Source organism: Beduini massiliensis (genome assembly GCF_000829905.1).
GTDB lineage: Bacteria > Bacillota_I > Bacilli_A > Erysipelotrichales > Coprobacillaceae > Beduini > Beduini massiliensis.
Window position 1 is genome coordinate 323,972 of the sequence record NZ_CDPP01000002.1, and the last position, 15,307, is coordinate 339,278.

Consider the following 15,307-nt stretch of genomic DNA (forward strand, 5'->3'; position numbering starts at 1 on the left):
TTTACTTATAACATGACTCTTTTAATACCCCTACGTAAGGTAATTGTCTATAATTCTCATTAAAATCCAAACCGAATCCGATAACGAATTCATTTGGGCAAACAAAACCATAAAAATCTGCTTTAAAATCGAATGTACGTCCTTCTACTTTATCCAATAAAGTCACTACCGTTACATCCTTTGCACCTCGTTCAACCAGTAATTTTTTCACATTTGATAATGTTTTACCAGTATCCAAGATATCTTCAATAATTAAAACATGTTCACCTTCAACACTCGCTTCTAAATCATGTTTAATCTTTAATTCTTTAGATTCTACACCATCATAACTGCTTGCTTGCATGAAATTCATCGTTAATGGTGTCTGCAAATGTTTACACAGCTCTGCCATAAATGGAATCGATCCTTTTAATAAGCCTACTGTGAAAATATGATCTGCATCTTTATAAAAGTCATCTATCTGACATGCAAGTTCCTTACATTTTTCAATTATTTGTTCTTCCGAGAATAAAATACGCTCTACATCTTTATGCATCCCTAAAAATACCTCCAGTAAATTTATTATTCATTTTACCACAAAAACGTTTGCTTTTGTATCCATATACCTCAAGTTTTTCACAATATGAGGAATTAGTAATATCTCGCCATTTTTATTTACTAAAATTGGCCAAGTTGTCCGTTGAACCTGTGGTATTTTATTATCAATGAATAACCGGCTGACTTTCTTATGTCCAAACTTTGTATGAACGATGTCACCTGGTCTAAAGTTACGAATCGTAATAGGGAAATCCTCTTTAGATAAATAAATTCCTTCATTAAGCTGTCCACTTGCTGCCAACATAAAATAGTCGCATTCAAACTCATAAAAATGAGTAAAATGATACTCATAGTCTGCCTTCTGGCTACTTGTTTGAATGTATCCATTATCGTACTCTTTTATGAACCTAAGATTAACTGGTAAAGTTATTTTTAAATTTGGACGCTTATTTTTTAATGCTCTATACACTTCATCAATCAATGCCCTAGAAATACGCTGATCAGGCAGATATATTTCTAAATAACGATGAATAACTTCGGGTAAATCCGCTTCATTCAAATCTTTGAAATAGAAACGTCCGTCAATCAGATGCATATCTAATAAGGCTTTGCTTCGTTCCCTTTTCAAACGTAATGTTTGATTATGTTCTTCGGCTTCAATCAACAGTGATTCTTTTTCCTGATCACTCATTTTACACAAAACAACATTACGAATATAATCACGCTGATAATGCGTTTCAAAATTAGTATAGTCATCATGATAGTCAATATTATATTTATGACAATACTCTATAATTTCCTTTTTTGTCACCTCTAAAAAAATGCGATATACCTGATTGCCGCGAACTTCACTCTCATTTTTGATGCCCCAATAAAGTTCTTCTCCGCCACGCTTTTTCTGCATGAGGATCGTTTCGTAGACATCATCTTTATGATGACCCAAAAATACTTTATTAGTATGGTAAATTTTACCAATTTCAAAATAAAAATCATAGCGAATATGGCGGGCTGACTGCTGAAAATTATCTTTTTGACAACGCTTTTCTTCTTTATAGTAAAAAGGAATTTGACGCAATTTGCAGTATTCACTGACAATTTGATAATCCCTGTCAGTCTCCGCTTTAGGCCGCAAACGATAATTTACATGACAAACGATAACTTGATATCCTTCTTTGTATAAAATATCTAATAAACACATCGAGTCACATCCCCCCGATACCCCCACAATATAGGGAATATTTTTAGGATATTGTTTTAAATGCTGTTTTACCTTTGCTTCCATAGTCTCTCCTTACATCAGCCAAATGATCGCTGAATCTGATTTTACTGCTCCCACCTTGTTATGTAAACGCACAGATACTTCATTTTGTATTTCTACCTGTGAATACGCTGTCCAGCCCCTTTTTTGGTATTGCACACACATAAAGTTCAGTAAATAGGTTGCATAATGCTTACGCTGATATTTAGGCAGGATTTCTAAAAGTCCCATACTTCCATCCGTATGACGCCCAATAAACCCTGCCAATGTTTTATTTTCATAAAGTCCAAACATCCAGCCACCAGAAATAATTTCTTCAATATATTCCAAATCACTATGATGACTATAATAGTTGCAAATCATCTTTGCATCTTCCAATACCATTGGTCTTATTTCCAATTGCCCGGGCAATGACATTAGCTCCGCTTTAGGAAATATCTCTTGATAACATTCTAATCGTTCACTTACTTTAAAATAGTTTCTAACCACAGGCTCTAATGCACTTTGATGAATCACTATCCCTGTCCCAGCTTTTAAATGTTGTTTAATTAACGCTTCTCCGAGATCTAAATCATCTGTAGACAACATATAAATGCGTGCTGTTTCATTAAAAAGCATAACGCCTTGATCACTGGCATATATCAATTGACAGGGTTCATGACGTATTGTTTCCAGCATATCAATATGTAATTGTTCATTTCTTAATAAATAATCTAATACGATCTGTTCCATCATTACCTCCGAGCATTGCTTCTATTATTATAGTCGATTAAGCAAGGGAATAAAAGAAAAAGTAGAGGTTAGCCCTCTACTCTCATAACCAGCAGTGTCACATCATCGATTGCCGAAGCTTCTTCTAGGGAGGTAGAGAAAGTGGAAGCAATCATTTGTGGATTTTGCTTATTATGTTCAATGATATAATCGATAATACGCGTTTCTTCGCCTTCATCAATTCCATCACTTAACATCACAATATAGTCACCGATACGTAATTCATATTTCTCATGCTTGGTTTCAACTTCACTCATGATCCCAATCGGTAATGTACGGCCTTCAATTTCTACAATCGCTTCATCTCTAATGATGAAGGAATGCATACTGCCGTTTTTATAGAATTCTATCTCATTTTTATACGGATTAAACACAGCTAAATCTAAGGTTGTAAACATATCTGAGCGGTTTTTAATTTTTAGAAGCGCATTCATTGTAGTAATACTTTTTTCAATTCCTACCCCCGTCTTAATCAGTTTCTGCAGAACGTCAAGCAGGAACGAACTTTCATCATAAGCTACTTTTCCATGCCCCATCCCATCACTGATCGCCAATATATTTTTATTGCCATAGTCAAACACGGCATATTGATCACCACAGAATTTATCGTCCTTTGAAGATTGGAATACTCCATAAGTTAAATAAGACAATGTTTTATTTTCCAATACTAAATGAACATACCCCTTATGTTTTGGAATCGTTTGTTTTTTCAGACGGAAAGTCGTATTGTACCCCAAATTTAACAATGGGATCAGATCGTCAATCACCTCATTGGCAGTAATGTTTTTAACACCTAAATCAAGTTCATACTGATTATTCGCAATGGTTTCACAATGCAGATATTCCACATCAAAATGATAGCCTTTCAATAAATCCATCACGTAGTCATCTTGACTCGTATATTGATTGGTCAGATTATTTTGAAAATCTGTCAGCATGCTAGAAACAACCATCAGCTGTTCATATAGATTTTTCTTTAGCAGATCATATTCTTTATTCATTTTTTCTTGCTGTTCAAATAAAGTGGTTTCTACTTTCAGCTGATCCTTATACTGCTTTGCATTTAAACAATAGTTCTGCACATATTTCATCTCATGAAGTTGCAGTTTTGTATCTAAACCTTTCATAAATAACTTAATTAAACGATGGTTTCCGTTATATCGATCGAAACATTGATCTTTACAAGTACATTCCTTACACACTTCATCATATAAGTGTCCCACATATTGTTTGGTGTTGGTCGGTGTTGTCTCGATTTGGAAAGAAGAGGTGATTTTATTGAACAACTCACTAAATTCCAATACTTTTCTTTTCATTTTTCCACGATCGTTTTCTAACTGCGCAGATGTTGATAAACGTGCTTCAAGAGCGCTGTTTTTAATTGCTGGAACGATCAGAAATATTAAGGTGGCAATACCGATTTTTATAGCTTGTATTCTTAAGGTTTCTATTGATAAAAATGGAATCCATGCATTTGATAAGATGAATAAGAAAGCAAATATAAATTTGTTTTTTGGTTTATAAACATTAAATACAATCATTGGGAACATCATTGTGACTAAGTCATAAACGCTTCCCAACTGCATAAAGATAAATAGGAATAAAGAAAATAATCCCAAATACGATGCGCTTGTTAAAGAGAGACTGTAAGCTGAATAAAGAATAATGGCATAAACGAGTGTTAAAACCAGATTTGCATTATAAGGAACTACATTCATTAACGCTACAATTAATAGTGACAGCAGTAATGTATATTCCCGTTTTGTTACCTTTCTTGCATGGGTATGTACAAAGAAATTAGTAAGTTCTAAATTTATGGTTTGTAACATATATTGGGATAAGAGAATAAGTAAACTCTCACTGATACCCGCAATCGAGAAATCAAAATACATTAAGTTGACATAGATCCCGATTAATAACGATACTACAATAGGCACTAAAAAACTTTTTAATAAATGAAGCAGATTCGTTAACTCCAATAATACATATATTCCTACGCTTAGGATAACTAAAGGAACATTAAAAGATAATCCCATCGCTACAAAATACATTAATACAAATTCATAACCTGATACATAAGCGATAGAAAGCATGGTCATCCCTAATAACCCTTTTATCCCAAAAAGCGGTACCTGGCTAAGTAATCCGACGATAATAAAAAATATACCCTTTCTTATTAGATTTTTGACTTTTTTCATCTCAATAGACTTTGTTAGTTGCATGATTCTCACCTCAACTTGAATTATATAGATATGGTTCGTAGTTATTTGTCATATTAAGTAAGAAATAAAAAAAAACTATGAAAATTTTCCATAGTTAGATTAATTTGAGTTTTTTTAGGTGTTTATAGATGCCATCATGATCAGGTTCTTCAAAAAGATCATCAGCCAATGCCTTTAATTTATCAGAAGCTTTTTCAGATACGACACTGTATCCTGCCACCTGCAGCATCTCATAGTCATTCATACTGTCACCATAGCCAATACTGTCTTCCATCGGCAAATTATAATATTCAGTTACAAACTTTACCCCGTCGCCTTTGGTACAATGTTTTAAAATGATTTCACCATTGATGTAACTCTCTTTTGGATCACTAAAAATAACGATATTAAAGAATTCTTTCAAAAAGGACTCACATTGGTAAAAACGTTCTTTATTTGGTGAAATAAAACACATTTTCATGACCGGCGTTGTCATGATATTGAAATCTTTTAATGTTTTGCGTCTGAAATTTTTCTCACGATCCTCAAAAGTACGTGCTAATTCAAGATTATCTTTAAATTTTTCTTTATTGATGGTATCAAAGAAATTTTTAATTCCCGGTGCTTGGTAAATCGCTTCTTTTGTTTCTAATGAAAATAAAACCTGATGATTAGTAAACAACAACATAATTTCACTTAACAAATATTGGTTAATAAAATTTTCAAAGACATACTCATCACCGATTTTAATTAATCCCCCAGCTGATGCCACTACTCCGTCAAATCCAATATCGGTGAGTGAAGGCTCAATCGAAGCAGGTGCACGTCCTGTACATAAAAAGGCTAAGTGCCCATTTTCTCTTAGTAAATGAATAGCTTCCTTATTTTTTTCAGTTATTTTTCTGGAAGCCCCAACTAAGGTTCCATCGATATCAAAAAACACGATCTTTTTATTCATGGAATTCCCCCTTTTTTATTATTATAATCAATTTTATTTTTTTCTTGTCGCTTTTTTATGATATGAAAATTAACAACTTTTTAATCAAAAAAAGTTTATTTTAAAACCTTTTATATCGGATTAGTTTCTTATATTAATTTATTTATTATATTTACTATTTCCATGTTTGACAAATTTATCATTTATAGTGATAATTATAGTATAATAAAGATATATAGGAGGAATTAACAAGATGAAAAAAGGATTCTCATTATTACTTGTTGCAGTATTGTTGTTGGGAACAATAGGATGCAGTTCAAAAGATGATGGAAAGAAAGAGGGAAATGGGGATACCCCAACAAAGGAAGAAGTCAAAAAAGAATTATCTTTTGCTACGATCAAGAAAGCTTTTCAAGATAATGGTTATGAAATCAGCGAAGAAACTGAAATGGCAGCATCAATGATCGGGGCTAAGAATGGAATTAAGTATAAAACAGATAAGGGCAGTTTAGAATTTTATGAGTTTGATAAAACAAGCGAAGCTTATAAAAAAGCGGAATCAGATGGTTTAATTACGTTGGAAGGTTTTGGTGATTTTGAAATAGTGGTAAATAATGGTTTCGCCATGATGAAAACGGAATATAATGATGAGGCTGTAAAATTATTTTTGTCTCTATAAAAATCTTAAAAGGTACTCCATATTATAACTGAATGATGGAGTGCTTTTTACTATATAAAAATTATATACACTATTCAAAAACAACATAACTATATTTGTTTAATTCAAATTTAAGTTTTGTCAAAATGTTCAATAATAAAAAAATAAAGCGCCATTATACAGCGCTTTTATCTTTTTTCAGGTATTATCTCAAACCAGTAATCATCAGGGTCATGAATAAAATATAAGCCCATCGCCGTGTTTTCAAAACAAATGCAGCCCATTTTTTCATGTAGGGCATGAGCGGCATCATAATCCTCTACGGTAAAACAGATATGACTTTCATTTTCTCCTAATTCATAAGGTTGTGGATGATCATTCAGACACGTTAACTCCAAACTAAACGGTGTGACACCATCACCTAAATAAACAAGAGTGAAATGTTCTGTCTCTTTTCTTCTTATTTCCTCTAGTCCCAGTGCCTCTTTATAAAAAGCAAGACTTCGGTCTAAATTAGTAACATTAATATTGCAGTGATTAAAGATTGCTTTCATATTTTATCGTCCCGGCATATTGTGATTGATTCCATAAATAGTCATAAATCAATATACCATCTCCTCCTTTTTTCATAATAGCAAGATTAATCACAATTTAAAAGTATATTGAATAAAAAAATTACAACTACAATATATCGGTGTTCAACGATGACTAATATCCTTCTGTTAACTTTATTTCCGCTATAATGATCTCGAGGTGATAAAGATGATAACAATGTATATTTCCAACAACCGTTCTTCAAGAAATGCACGTCAATTTTTTGACGAATACCAGATTCCTGTAATGCAAATTAAAATCAGTTCTAAATTGACTGAGGATGAGATGATTGATATTTTAGAAAAGAATCCAGATGAAGTGACTTCGATCTTATCCATAAAATCGGATAGTGTACGTTCTTTAGTTCATCGCTTTGATCATTTACGTTTGAGTGAACTCGTCAAAATTTTGATCAGTGATCCAAAACTAATAAAAACCCCGATTATATTTGATGATAAACGTTTTTTAGCCGGTTATAACAGTGAGGATATTCGTGCTTTTCTGCCAAGATAACAAAAACCAAGCAATCGCTTGGTCTTTTATTTATGATAAGTTTGATTGTTCATAATTTTAAACGAACGATAGATTTGTTCTAATAAAAACAATCGAATCATTTGATGTGTAAACGTCAGTTTGGAAAAACAAAGACGAAAGTTACTGCGTGCAACAACATCTTTTGCTAATCCCAGTGAGCCCCCGATCACAAAAGTAATGGTACTCTTTCCTTCAATCATTTTAGTTTCAATATGTTTAGATAATTGAACAGAATCTATTTCTTTTCCATGCAGATCTAAGAGAATTACATATTCATCGTCTTTTATTCGATCTAATATCTTTTTTCCCTCTTTATCTAAGACTAGCTGTTCATCTGCCAAAGAAGCTTTATCCGGAATCTTTTCGTCTTCCAATTCTACCATCTCTATTTTAGTGAAAGCGCCTAAACGCTTTTTATATTCATCAATCCCCGCCAACAAGTACTTCTCTTTGATCTTGCCAATACTGACGATCCTGATTTTCAATAGTATCTCCTCCACTTACAACTTCTACTTGGCTCGCTATTTTTATATTATAATTTTCAATATTAATCTGGCTGTATTCAAATACTTTACAATAACAATCCATGGCTAATTCAGGCGTATTCGCTTCTTGGGACAAATGGGCTAAAACAATATCTCGTGTCTGATCCCCTAAAACTTTACACATTAAACGAGCACTGTAATCATTAGATAAATGTCCCACATCGGATAAAATACGCTTTTTCAAATAGATTGGACGAGCACTGTTCATCAGCATATCGATATCATGATTACTTTCAATAATATAATAATGAGCATTTTCTATAAAGCCCATGTTTTTCTTGCTTACATAGCCTGTATCGGTCATGTAGACAAGCTTTGAAACCGTATCGTTTACTACAAATGCCAATGGACTAGTTGCATCATGTGAGATAGATAAAGGAGTGATCTCAATATTTTCAAATCCAATTGGTTGATAAGGCTTAAGAATATGGCGAGATGATAATCCCTCCAAGCATCCTAATCCCGCATACACCATAGAGGGGTCAAAAATATGAATATTTTTTTTATGATCGCTATGATCGTGAGTCAATAATACACAGTTTATGTCTGATTCACTGTATCCTACTTGATTCAATCGAGTCAATAACTGTTTTTTTGAAATACCGCAATCAATCAATATTCCAAAACCATTACTATATATAAAGGTACTGTTGCCTTTTGACCCACTCGCTAAAACATGATATTCCATCTTATCGCTCCTTCCATTTATTCATTATATCACGAAAAAATAAAAAGTGGCAAATCTGCCACTTTATTATTTAAGACCGTATTTTTTGTTGAATTTATCGATACGTCCATCAGCACTTGCAAAACGTTGTTTCCCTGTATAGAAAGGATGACAGTTTGAACAAGTATCCACACGAATTTCGTTTAAAACTGAACCAGTTTCAAATTCAGCTCCGCAAGATGTACATACTGCTTTTACTTTTTTATAATCTGGATGAATTCCTTTTTTCATTTCTCTTTCTCCTTCCGCCTTGAAATTTTTTGTCTAACTTCAAAGTAAGTTACTGAATTATAATAGCATCTTCAAATAAATTTTACAAGTATTATTCAGTATTTTTTATGATAAAGATAACGATTAATTATCTTCACGTTCAATTCGGGTAATACGTGCCCCTAACATAATCAATTTATGATCAATATTATCATAGCCACGGTCAATATGATAGACATTGCCGATCTCCGTTTCTCCTTCAGCGATCAAAGCTGCAATAACCAAAGCTGCTCCACAACGAAGATCCGTTGCACAAACATTAGCTCCTTTTAATTTTGTCTTTCCATTAATATTTGCATAGCCCGAATGAATATCAATATCAGCACCCATTTTATTCAATTCTGCGCAATGTTTAAACCTTTCAGGATAAATGGTTTCCTCTATGATAGATTGTCCTGTAGCCTGTGTTAAAAGCGTTGTTAGAGGTTGCTGCAAATCAGTCGCAAACCCCGGATAAGGCTGTGTTTTAATATCTACCGCTTTTAAAGAAGATTCTAATCCGTAAACAACAACACTATCTCCTGAAACCTCCATTTTTACACCCATCTCTTTCAATTTAGAAATCAATGAATCTAAATGCTGAGGAATAACATTCTGTACAACGATTCTTTCACCTGCCGCAGCAGCTAAAATCAAAAAGGTCCCAGCTTCAATACGGTCAGGAATAATCTCATGATAGCAGCCTCCTAAATGATCTACACCTTCGATTGTAATCGTATCCGTTCCGACACCGCGAATCTTAGCTCCCATTTTTGTCAGCATGTTTGCCACATCAATAATTTCAGGCTCCTTAGCAGCATTTTCTATTTCTGTTTTACCCTTTGCTTTTACCGCAGCCAGCATAATATTAATCGTTGCACCAACCGAAGCAAAATCCAAATATATTTTTGTTCCTATTAGTTCTTCTGCATAAATTTCATAAGTTCCATCTTCATCACAAGTAATTTTTGCACCTAAAGCTTCAAATCCTTTTAAATGTAAGTCAATCGGACGAGGCCCTAAATAGCATCCTCCGGGCATTTTCATTTTGACATAACTAAAACGCCCCAACAACGCTCCCATAAAGTAATAAGAAGCACGTAATTTATTTACTGCATCACTTACTAAAGGCACACTTTGTAAATGAGTAGGATCCACTATAATATGATTTTCAAATGTTTCTACATTGCAATTTAATTCTCTTAACAATGTAGCTAAAGCTTCTACATCTGATATTTCAGGCACACCAAAAACAGTTACCGGTCCTTCGGCTAAAACAATTGCAGGAATTAATGCAACAGTTGCATTCTTAGCACCGCTCATCATTACCGTACCATTTAATTTATGCCCACCCTCTATAATAATCTTTTCTGACATAGTAATCTCCTCAATCCTGTCTCTCTATATTTATCACATATAATATTTTTTATACTCTTGACTATTATAAATGAAATAGTCAAATAAAACAACTTTATTACTTATTATATGCGCTACTTACATTTGTGATAAAGAAAAAGGAGGAACTCCTCCTTCTCTTACCCGGCAATCTGCTATTTTCGCGATCGCTCACTATCTTCGCCGTTGATATGCTTAACTTCTGTGTTCGAGATGGTTACAGGTGTCTCCATATCCCCATCATCACCGGATTCCTCTGAGCTCTCACTCAAAACTGGATAATAAGTTCTTTCTTCTTCTAGGTTAAGTTCTCGACCTATTAGTATCAGTCCGCTCCATATATCACTATACTTCCACTCCTGACCTATCTACCTTATCGTCTTTAAGGGGTCTTCCAACTTGCGTCCGGAAGTCTCATCTTGAAGGGGATTTCACGCTTAGATGCCTTCAGCGTTTATTCCTGCCACACTTAGCTACCCAGCTGTGCCACTGGCGTGACAACTGGTCCACCATTGGTGTGTCCATCCCGGTCCTCTCGTACTAAGGACAGCTCTTCTCAAACTTCCTGCGCCCACGACAGATAGGGACCGAACTGTCTCACGACGTTCTGAACCCAGCTCGCGTACCGCTTTAATGGGCGAACAGCCCAACCCTTGGAACCGACTTCAGCTCCAGGATGCGATGAGCCGACATCGAGGTGCCAAACCTCCCCGTCGATGTGAACTCTTGGGGGAGATCAGCCTGTTATCCCCAGGGTAGCTTTTATCCGTTGAGCGACGGCCCTTCCATTCGGTACCGCCGGATCACTAAGCCCGACTTTCGTCCCTGCTCGACTTGTCTGTCTCGCAGTCAAACACCCTTTTGCCTTTGCACTCTGCGCTTGATTTCCATCCAAGCTGAGGGTATCTTTGGGCGCCTCCGTTACTCTTTGGGAGGCGACCGCCCCAGTCAAACTGCCCACCTGACACTGTCCCGTTGCTTGCTTCAAAGCATCCGGTTAGAACCCCAATCAAGGAAGGGTAGTATCCCAACGTCGACTCCTCACACACTGGCGTGCATGTATCCCTGTCTCCTACCTATTCTGTACATCCTTCATCAAAGTCCAATATCAAGCTACAGTAAAGCTCCATGGGGTCTTTCCGTCTAGTCGCGGGTAACCTGCATCTTCACAGGTACTAAGATTTCACCGAGTCTACAGCCGAGACAGCGCCCAAATCGTTACGCCTTTCGTGCGGGTCAGAACTTACCTGACAAGGAATTTCGCTACCTTAGGACCGTTATAGTTACGGCCGCCGTTTACTGGGGCTTCAATTCATTGCTTCGACCTTACGATCTTACAACTCCTCTTAACCTTCCAGCACCGGGCAGGCGTCACCCCATATACTTCGCCTTGCGGCTTCGCATAGAGCTGTGTTTTTGATAAACAGTCGCTTGGGCCGTTTTACTGCGGCTTATTTTCATAAGCACTCCTTCTCCCGAAGTTACGGAGTCATTTTGCAGAGTTCCTTGGCCATAGTTCTCTCGCTCACCTTAGGATTCTCTCCTCACCCATGTGTGTCCATTATCGGTACGGGCTAATAAAAATTTGCTAGAAGCTTTTCTTGGAAGCTTGCTTCGACAGCTTCTGTACTTGGGTCGCCCCTTTCCATACGCTTCACGTCTTCTCCTTGCGGTATGCGCATTTTTCTACACACCAGATATCCCGCTTGCTCCGGCTCTTCCATCCGCCGGACCTGTCTAGCCTTCTCCGTCACTCCATCACTCTTTATTAGGTACAGGAATCTCCACCTGTTGTCCATCGACTACGCCTTTCGGCCTCGCCTTAGGTCCCGACTTACCCAGAGCGGACGAACCTTCCTCTGGAAACCTTGGGTTTTCGGTGCGTGGGATTCTCACCCACGTTCCGCTACTCACACCGGCATTCTCTCTTCTATCCTCTCCACATGTCCTTACGATCATGCTTCTCCGATGATAGAACGCTCCCCTACCACTCACATTTTTCAATGTCAATCCATAGCTTCGGTATATTGCTTAGCCCCGGTAAATTTTCGGCGCAGAGTCATTCGACTAGTGAGCTGTTACGCACTCTTTAAAGGGTGGCTGCTTCTGAGCCAACCTCCTAGTTGTCTGGACATCTCCACATCCTTTTCCACTTAGCAATAATTTTGGGACCTTAGCTGATGGTCTGGGCTGTTTCCCTTTTGACAATGGACCTTATCACCCACTGTCTGACTGCCAGGTATGTTTTCGTGACATTCGGAGTTTGATTATGTTCAGTACCCCGGGATGGGGCCATCACATATTCAGTGCTCTACCTTCACGCTACTTTACCCTGACGCTAGCCCTAAAGCTATTTCGGGGAGAACCAGCTATCTCCGAGTTCGTTTGGAATTTCACCCCTAGCCACAACTCATCCGCCAACGTTTCAACGGGGGTCGGTTCGGTCCTCCATCGGGTTTTACCCCAACTTCAACCTGGTCATGGCTAGATCACTCGGTTTCGGGTCTATGACATCCAACTATTCGCCCTTTTCAGACTCGCTTTCGCTTCGGCTCCGCATCTCCTGCTTAACCTCGCTGACTATCATAACTCGCCGGTTCATTCTACAAAAGGCACGCCATCACCCCTTAACGGGCTCTGACTTCTTGTAAGCATATGGTTTCAGGTTCTCTTTCACTCCCCTCCCGGGGTTCTTTTCACCTTTCCCTCACGGTACTGGTTCACTATCGGTCACAATGGAGTATTTAGCCTTTCGAGATGGTCCTCGATCCTTCCGACAGGATTTCTCGTGTCCCGCCGTACTCAGGATCAGTCTTGGCTTCGCTCTACTTCGAATACGGGGCTCTCACCCTGTCTCGCATACCTTCCCATGTATTTCTTCTGTAAAGTGTCTTGCCTTTCTTGACTGTCCTATAACCCCAAGATAACTCTTGGTTTGGGCTCCTTCCCTTTCGCTCGCCACTACTCAGGAAATCATTCTTTATTTTCTTCTCCTACAGGTACTTAGATGTTTCAGTTCCCTGCGTCTTGCTTCCTATGCATTATGTATTCATGCATGGATACTATCTCGTAGATAGTGGGTTCCCCCATTCGGATATCAGCGGCTCTTGCGTGTGCTTACCACTCGCCGCTGCGTTTCGCCGTTTGCTGCGTCCTTCTTCGCCTCATTGTGCCTAGGCATCCTCCATACGCTCTTCTTTTCTTATCCTAGATTTGCTTTTGTTACTTTTTCTTAGTTTTTTCGACTATTAGGAAAGATCCTTGATTTCTCCTGATCTTTCTAATATTTCTTTTCATCTTATTATCCAGTTTTCAATGATCTCTTTTCCTTGAGTGTCTCCACTCAAAACTGAACAGAACCTTTTTCTCCTTAGAAAGGAGGTGATCCATCCCCACGTTCCCGTAGGGATACCTTGTTACGACTTCACCCCAATCATCGATCCCACCTTAGACAGCTCTCTCCTTTCGGTTAAGCCACCGGCTTCGGGTGTTATCAACTCTCATGGTGTGACGGGCGGTGTGTACAAGGCCCGAGAACGTATTCACCGCGGCATGCTGATCCGCGATTACTAGCGATTCCATCTTCATGCAGGCGAGTTGCAGCCTGCAATCCGAACTGAGAACGGGTTTTTGAGTTTCGCTCCAAGTCGCCTCTTCGCTTCCCTTTGATCCGTCCATTGTAGCACGTGTGTAGCCCAGGTCATAAGGGGCATGATGATTTGACGTCATCCCCGCCTTCCTCCGGCTTGTCACCGGCTGTCTCGTTAGAGTCCCCATCTTACTGCTGGTAACTAACGACAAGGGTTGCGCTCGTTGCGGGACTTAACCCAACATCTCACGACACGAGCTGACGACAACCATGCACCACCTGTCTTGGATATATCTATCCCTCTATCTCTAGAGTCTTTATCCAGATGTCAAGACCTGGTAAGGTTCTTCGCGTTGCTTCGAATTAAACCACATGCTCCACCGCTTGTGCGGGCCCCCGTCAATTCCTTTGAGTTTCATTCTTGCGAACGTACTACTCAGGCGGAGTACTTATTGCGTTAACTGCAGCACTGAGGCTTGTCCCCCCAACACTTAGTACTCATCGTTTACGGCGTGGACTACTAGGGTATCTAATCCTATTTGCTCCCCACGCTTTCGGGACTGAGCGTCAGTTACAGACCAGATCGTCGCCTTCGCCACTGGTGTTCCTCCATATATCTACGCATTTCACCGCTACACATGGAATTCCACGATCCTCTTCTGCACTCTAGCTATTTGGTTTCCATGGCTTACTGAAGTTAAGCTTCAGCCTTTTACCACAGACCTCCATTGCCGCCTGCTCCCTCTTTACGCCCAATAATTCCGGATAACGCTTGCCACCTACGTATTACCGCGGCTGCTGGCACGTAGTTAGCCGTGGCTTCCTCACAAAGTACCGTCACTCTAATACCATTCCCTGTATTAGCCGTTCTTCCTTTATAACAGAAGTTTACAACCCGAAGGCCTTCTTCCTTCACGCGGCGTTGCTCGGTCAGGGTTCCCCCCATTGCCGAAAATTCCCTACTGCTGCCTCCCGTAGGAGTCTGGGCCGTGTCTCAGTCCCAGTGTGGCCGTTCACCCTCTCAGGCCGGCTATGCATCGTCGCCTTGGTAGGCCTTTACCCCACCAACTAGCTAATGCACCATAAGCCCATCTGTTCCCTATCCCTTAGGATATTTAACTTTATCTAAATGCTTAGTTAAAGCCTATGCGGTCTTAGCGCATGTTTCCACGCGTTATCCCCCTGGTACAGCCAGGTTGCTTATGTCTTACTCACCCGTTCGCCACTCATCACCAAGGTGATGCGTTCGACTTGCATGTATTAGGCACGCCGCCAGCGTTCATCCTGAGCCAGGATCAAACTCTCCATGATA

Annotated in this window: 12 protein-coding genes and 3 rRNA genes; 2 read left to right on the forward strand and 13 right to left on the reverse strand. The window is 38.5% G+C overall.

Annotation, left to right across the window (positions count from 1 at the left end):
* Position 1: 1 nt before the first annotated feature.
* The 5 genes from hpt to BN1225_RS01665 form a co-directional block, all read right to left on the reverse strand.
* A complete protein-coding gene (gene hpt, locus BN1225_RS14825) occupies positions 2–535 on the reverse strand; it encodes a hypoxanthine phosphoribosyltransferase (RefSeq protein ID WP_041138085.1) in 534 nt (177 codons plus the stop codon).
* 30 nt (positions 536–565) lie between these two features.
* The gene (gene tilS, locus BN1225_RS01650; protein WP_052466193.1) at positions 566–1,819 is read right to left on the reverse strand and encodes a tRNA lysidine(34) synthetase TilS; all 1,254 of its coding nucleotides are present in this window, start codon (positions 1,817–1,819) and stop codon (positions 566–568) included.
* Between the two features lie 9 nt (positions 1,820–1,828).
* Complete coding sequence (locus tag BN1225_RS01655) at positions 1,829–2,527, reverse strand: GNAT family N-acetyltransferase (RefSeq protein WP_041138086.1); 699 nt, start codon at positions 2,525–2,527, stop codon at positions 1,829–1,831.
* Between the two features lie 68 nt (positions 2,528–2,595).
* A complete protein-coding gene (locus tag BN1225_RS01660) occupies positions 2,596–4,788 on the reverse strand; it encodes a SpoIIE family protein phosphatase (RefSeq protein ID WP_041138087.1) in 2,193 nt (730 codons plus the stop codon).
* Between the two features lie 94 nt (positions 4,789–4,882).
* Positions 4,883–5,725, reverse strand: coding sequence for a Cof-type HAD-IIB family hydrolase (locus BN1225_RS01665; protein WP_041138088.1), 843 nt, complete (start codon positions 5,723–5,725; stop codon positions 4,883–4,885).
* Between the two features lie 232 nt (positions 5,726–5,957).
* Between BN1225_RS01665 and BN1225_RS01670 the strand changes: the two genes are divergently transcribed.
* Complete coding sequence (locus BN1225_RS01670; protein ID WP_041138089.1) at positions 5,958–6,383, forward strand: hypothetical protein; 426 nt, start codon at positions 5,958–5,960, stop codon at positions 6,381–6,383.
* A 167-nt stretch (positions 6,384–6,550) separates the two neighbouring features.
* Here the strand turns inward: BN1225_RS01670 and BN1225_RS01675 are convergent, their stop codons facing one another.
* The gene (locus BN1225_RS01675) at positions 6,551–6,916 is read right to left on the reverse strand and encodes a VOC family protein (protein WP_041138090.1); all 366 of its coding nucleotides are present in this window, start codon (positions 6,914–6,916) and stop codon (positions 6,551–6,553) included.
* A gap of 208 nt (positions 6,917–7,124) precedes the next feature.
* Between BN1225_RS01675 and BN1225_RS01680 the strand changes: the two genes are divergently transcribed.
* Positions 7,125–7,469 (forward strand): ArsC/Spx/MgsR family protein, encoded by a 345-nt coding sequence (locus BN1225_RS01680; protein WP_041138122.1) that lies wholly within the window; start codon positions 7,125–7,127, stop codon positions 7,467–7,469.
* Positions 7,470–7,495: 26 nt separating this feature from the next.
* Here BN1225_RS01680 and rlmH read toward each other — a convergent pair whose 3' ends face one another.
* The 7 genes from rlmH to BN1225_RS01715 form a co-directional block, all read right to left on the reverse strand.
* Positions 7,496–7,975 carry a 23S rRNA (pseudouridine(1915)-N(3))-methyltransferase RlmH gene (gene rlmH, locus BN1225_RS01685; protein ID WP_041138091.1) on the reverse strand — a complete coding sequence of 160 codons (480 nt, stop codon included), beginning with the start codon at positions 7,973–7,975 and terminating at the stop codon, positions 7,496–7,498.
* Positions 7,914–8,723, reverse strand: coding sequence for an MBL fold metallo-hydrolase (locus BN1225_RS01690; RefSeq protein WP_052466195.1), 810 nt, complete (start codon positions 8,721–8,723; stop codon positions 7,914–7,916). The genes rlmH and BN1225_RS01690 overlap by 62 nt, the downstream gene beginning before the upstream one ends.
* A gap of 66 nt (positions 8,724–8,789) precedes the next feature.
* Entirely contained in the window at positions 8,790–8,993 is a 204-nt protein-coding gene (gene rpmE / locus BN1225_RS01695; protein ID WP_041138092.1) for a 50S ribosomal protein L31, read from the reverse strand.
* Positions 8,994–9,116: 123 nt separating this feature from the next.
* Positions 9,117–10,388, reverse strand: a complete 1,272-nt coding sequence (locus tag BN1225_RS01700; RefSeq protein ID WP_041138093.1) for a UDP-N-acetylglucosamine 1-carboxyvinyltransferase — start codon at positions 10,386–10,388, stop codon at positions 9,117–9,119.
* A 160-nt stretch (positions 10,389–10,548) separates the two neighbouring features.
* Positions 10,549–10,657: ribosomal RNA gene (rrf, locus tag BN1225_RS01705) — 5S ribosomal RNA — on the reverse strand.
* A gap of 48 nt (positions 10,658–10,705) precedes the next feature.
* Positions 10,706–13,614: ribosomal RNA gene (locus BN1225_RS01710) — 23S ribosomal RNA — on the reverse strand.
* A gap of 166 nt (positions 13,615–13,780) precedes the next feature.
* Positions 13,781–15,306 (reverse strand): 16S ribosomal RNA (locus BN1225_RS01715).
* The 16S, 23S and 5S rRNA genes sit together here, the layout of an rRNA operon.
* Between the last annotated feature and the right edge of the window lies 1 nt (position 15,307).

Bases quoted from the DNA above. Each gene is read 5' to 3' on its own strand.
- BN1225_RS01700 (WP_041138093.1), bottom strand. From the start codon at position 10,388: ATGTCAGAAAAGATTATTATAGAGGGTGGGCATAAATTAAATGGTACG.
- BN1225_RS01665 (WP_041138088.1), bottom strand. From the start codon at position 5,725: ATGAATAAAAAGATCGTGTTTTTTGATATCGATGGAACCTTAGTTGGG.
- BN1225_RS01690 (WP_052466195.1), bottom strand. From the start codon at position 8,723: ATGGAATATCATGTTTTAGCGAGTGGGTCAAAAGGCAACAGTACCTTT.
- BN1225_RS01680 (WP_041138122.1), top strand. From the start codon at position 7,125: ATGATAACAATGTATATTTCCAACAACCGTTCTTCAAGAAATGCACGT.
- BN1225_RS01660 (WP_041138087.1), bottom strand. From the start codon at position 4,788: ATGCAACTAACAAAGTCTATTGAGATGAAAAAAGTCAAAAATCTAATA.
- BN1225_RS01675 (WP_041138090.1), bottom strand. From the start codon at position 6,916: ATGAAAGCAATCTTTAATCACTGCAATATTAATGTTACTAATTTAGAC.
- BN1225_RS01670 (WP_041138089.1), top strand. From the start codon at position 5,958: ATGAAAAAAGGATTCTCATTATTACTTGTTGCAGTATTGTTGTTGGGA.
- tilS (WP_052466193.1), bottom strand. From the start codon at position 1,819: ATGGAAGCAAAGGTAAAACAGCATTTAAAACAATATCCTAAAAATATT.
- rpmE (WP_041138092.1), bottom strand. From the start codon at position 8,993: ATGAAAAAAGGAATTCATCCAGATTATAAAAAAGTAAAAGCAGTATGT.
- BN1225_RS01655 (WP_041138086.1), bottom strand. From the start codon at position 2,527: ATGGAACAGATCGTATTAGATTATTTATTAAGAAATGAACAATTACAT.
- hpt (WP_041138085.1), bottom strand. From the start codon at position 535: ATGCATAAAGATGTAGAGCGTATTTTATTCTCGGAAGAACAAATAATT.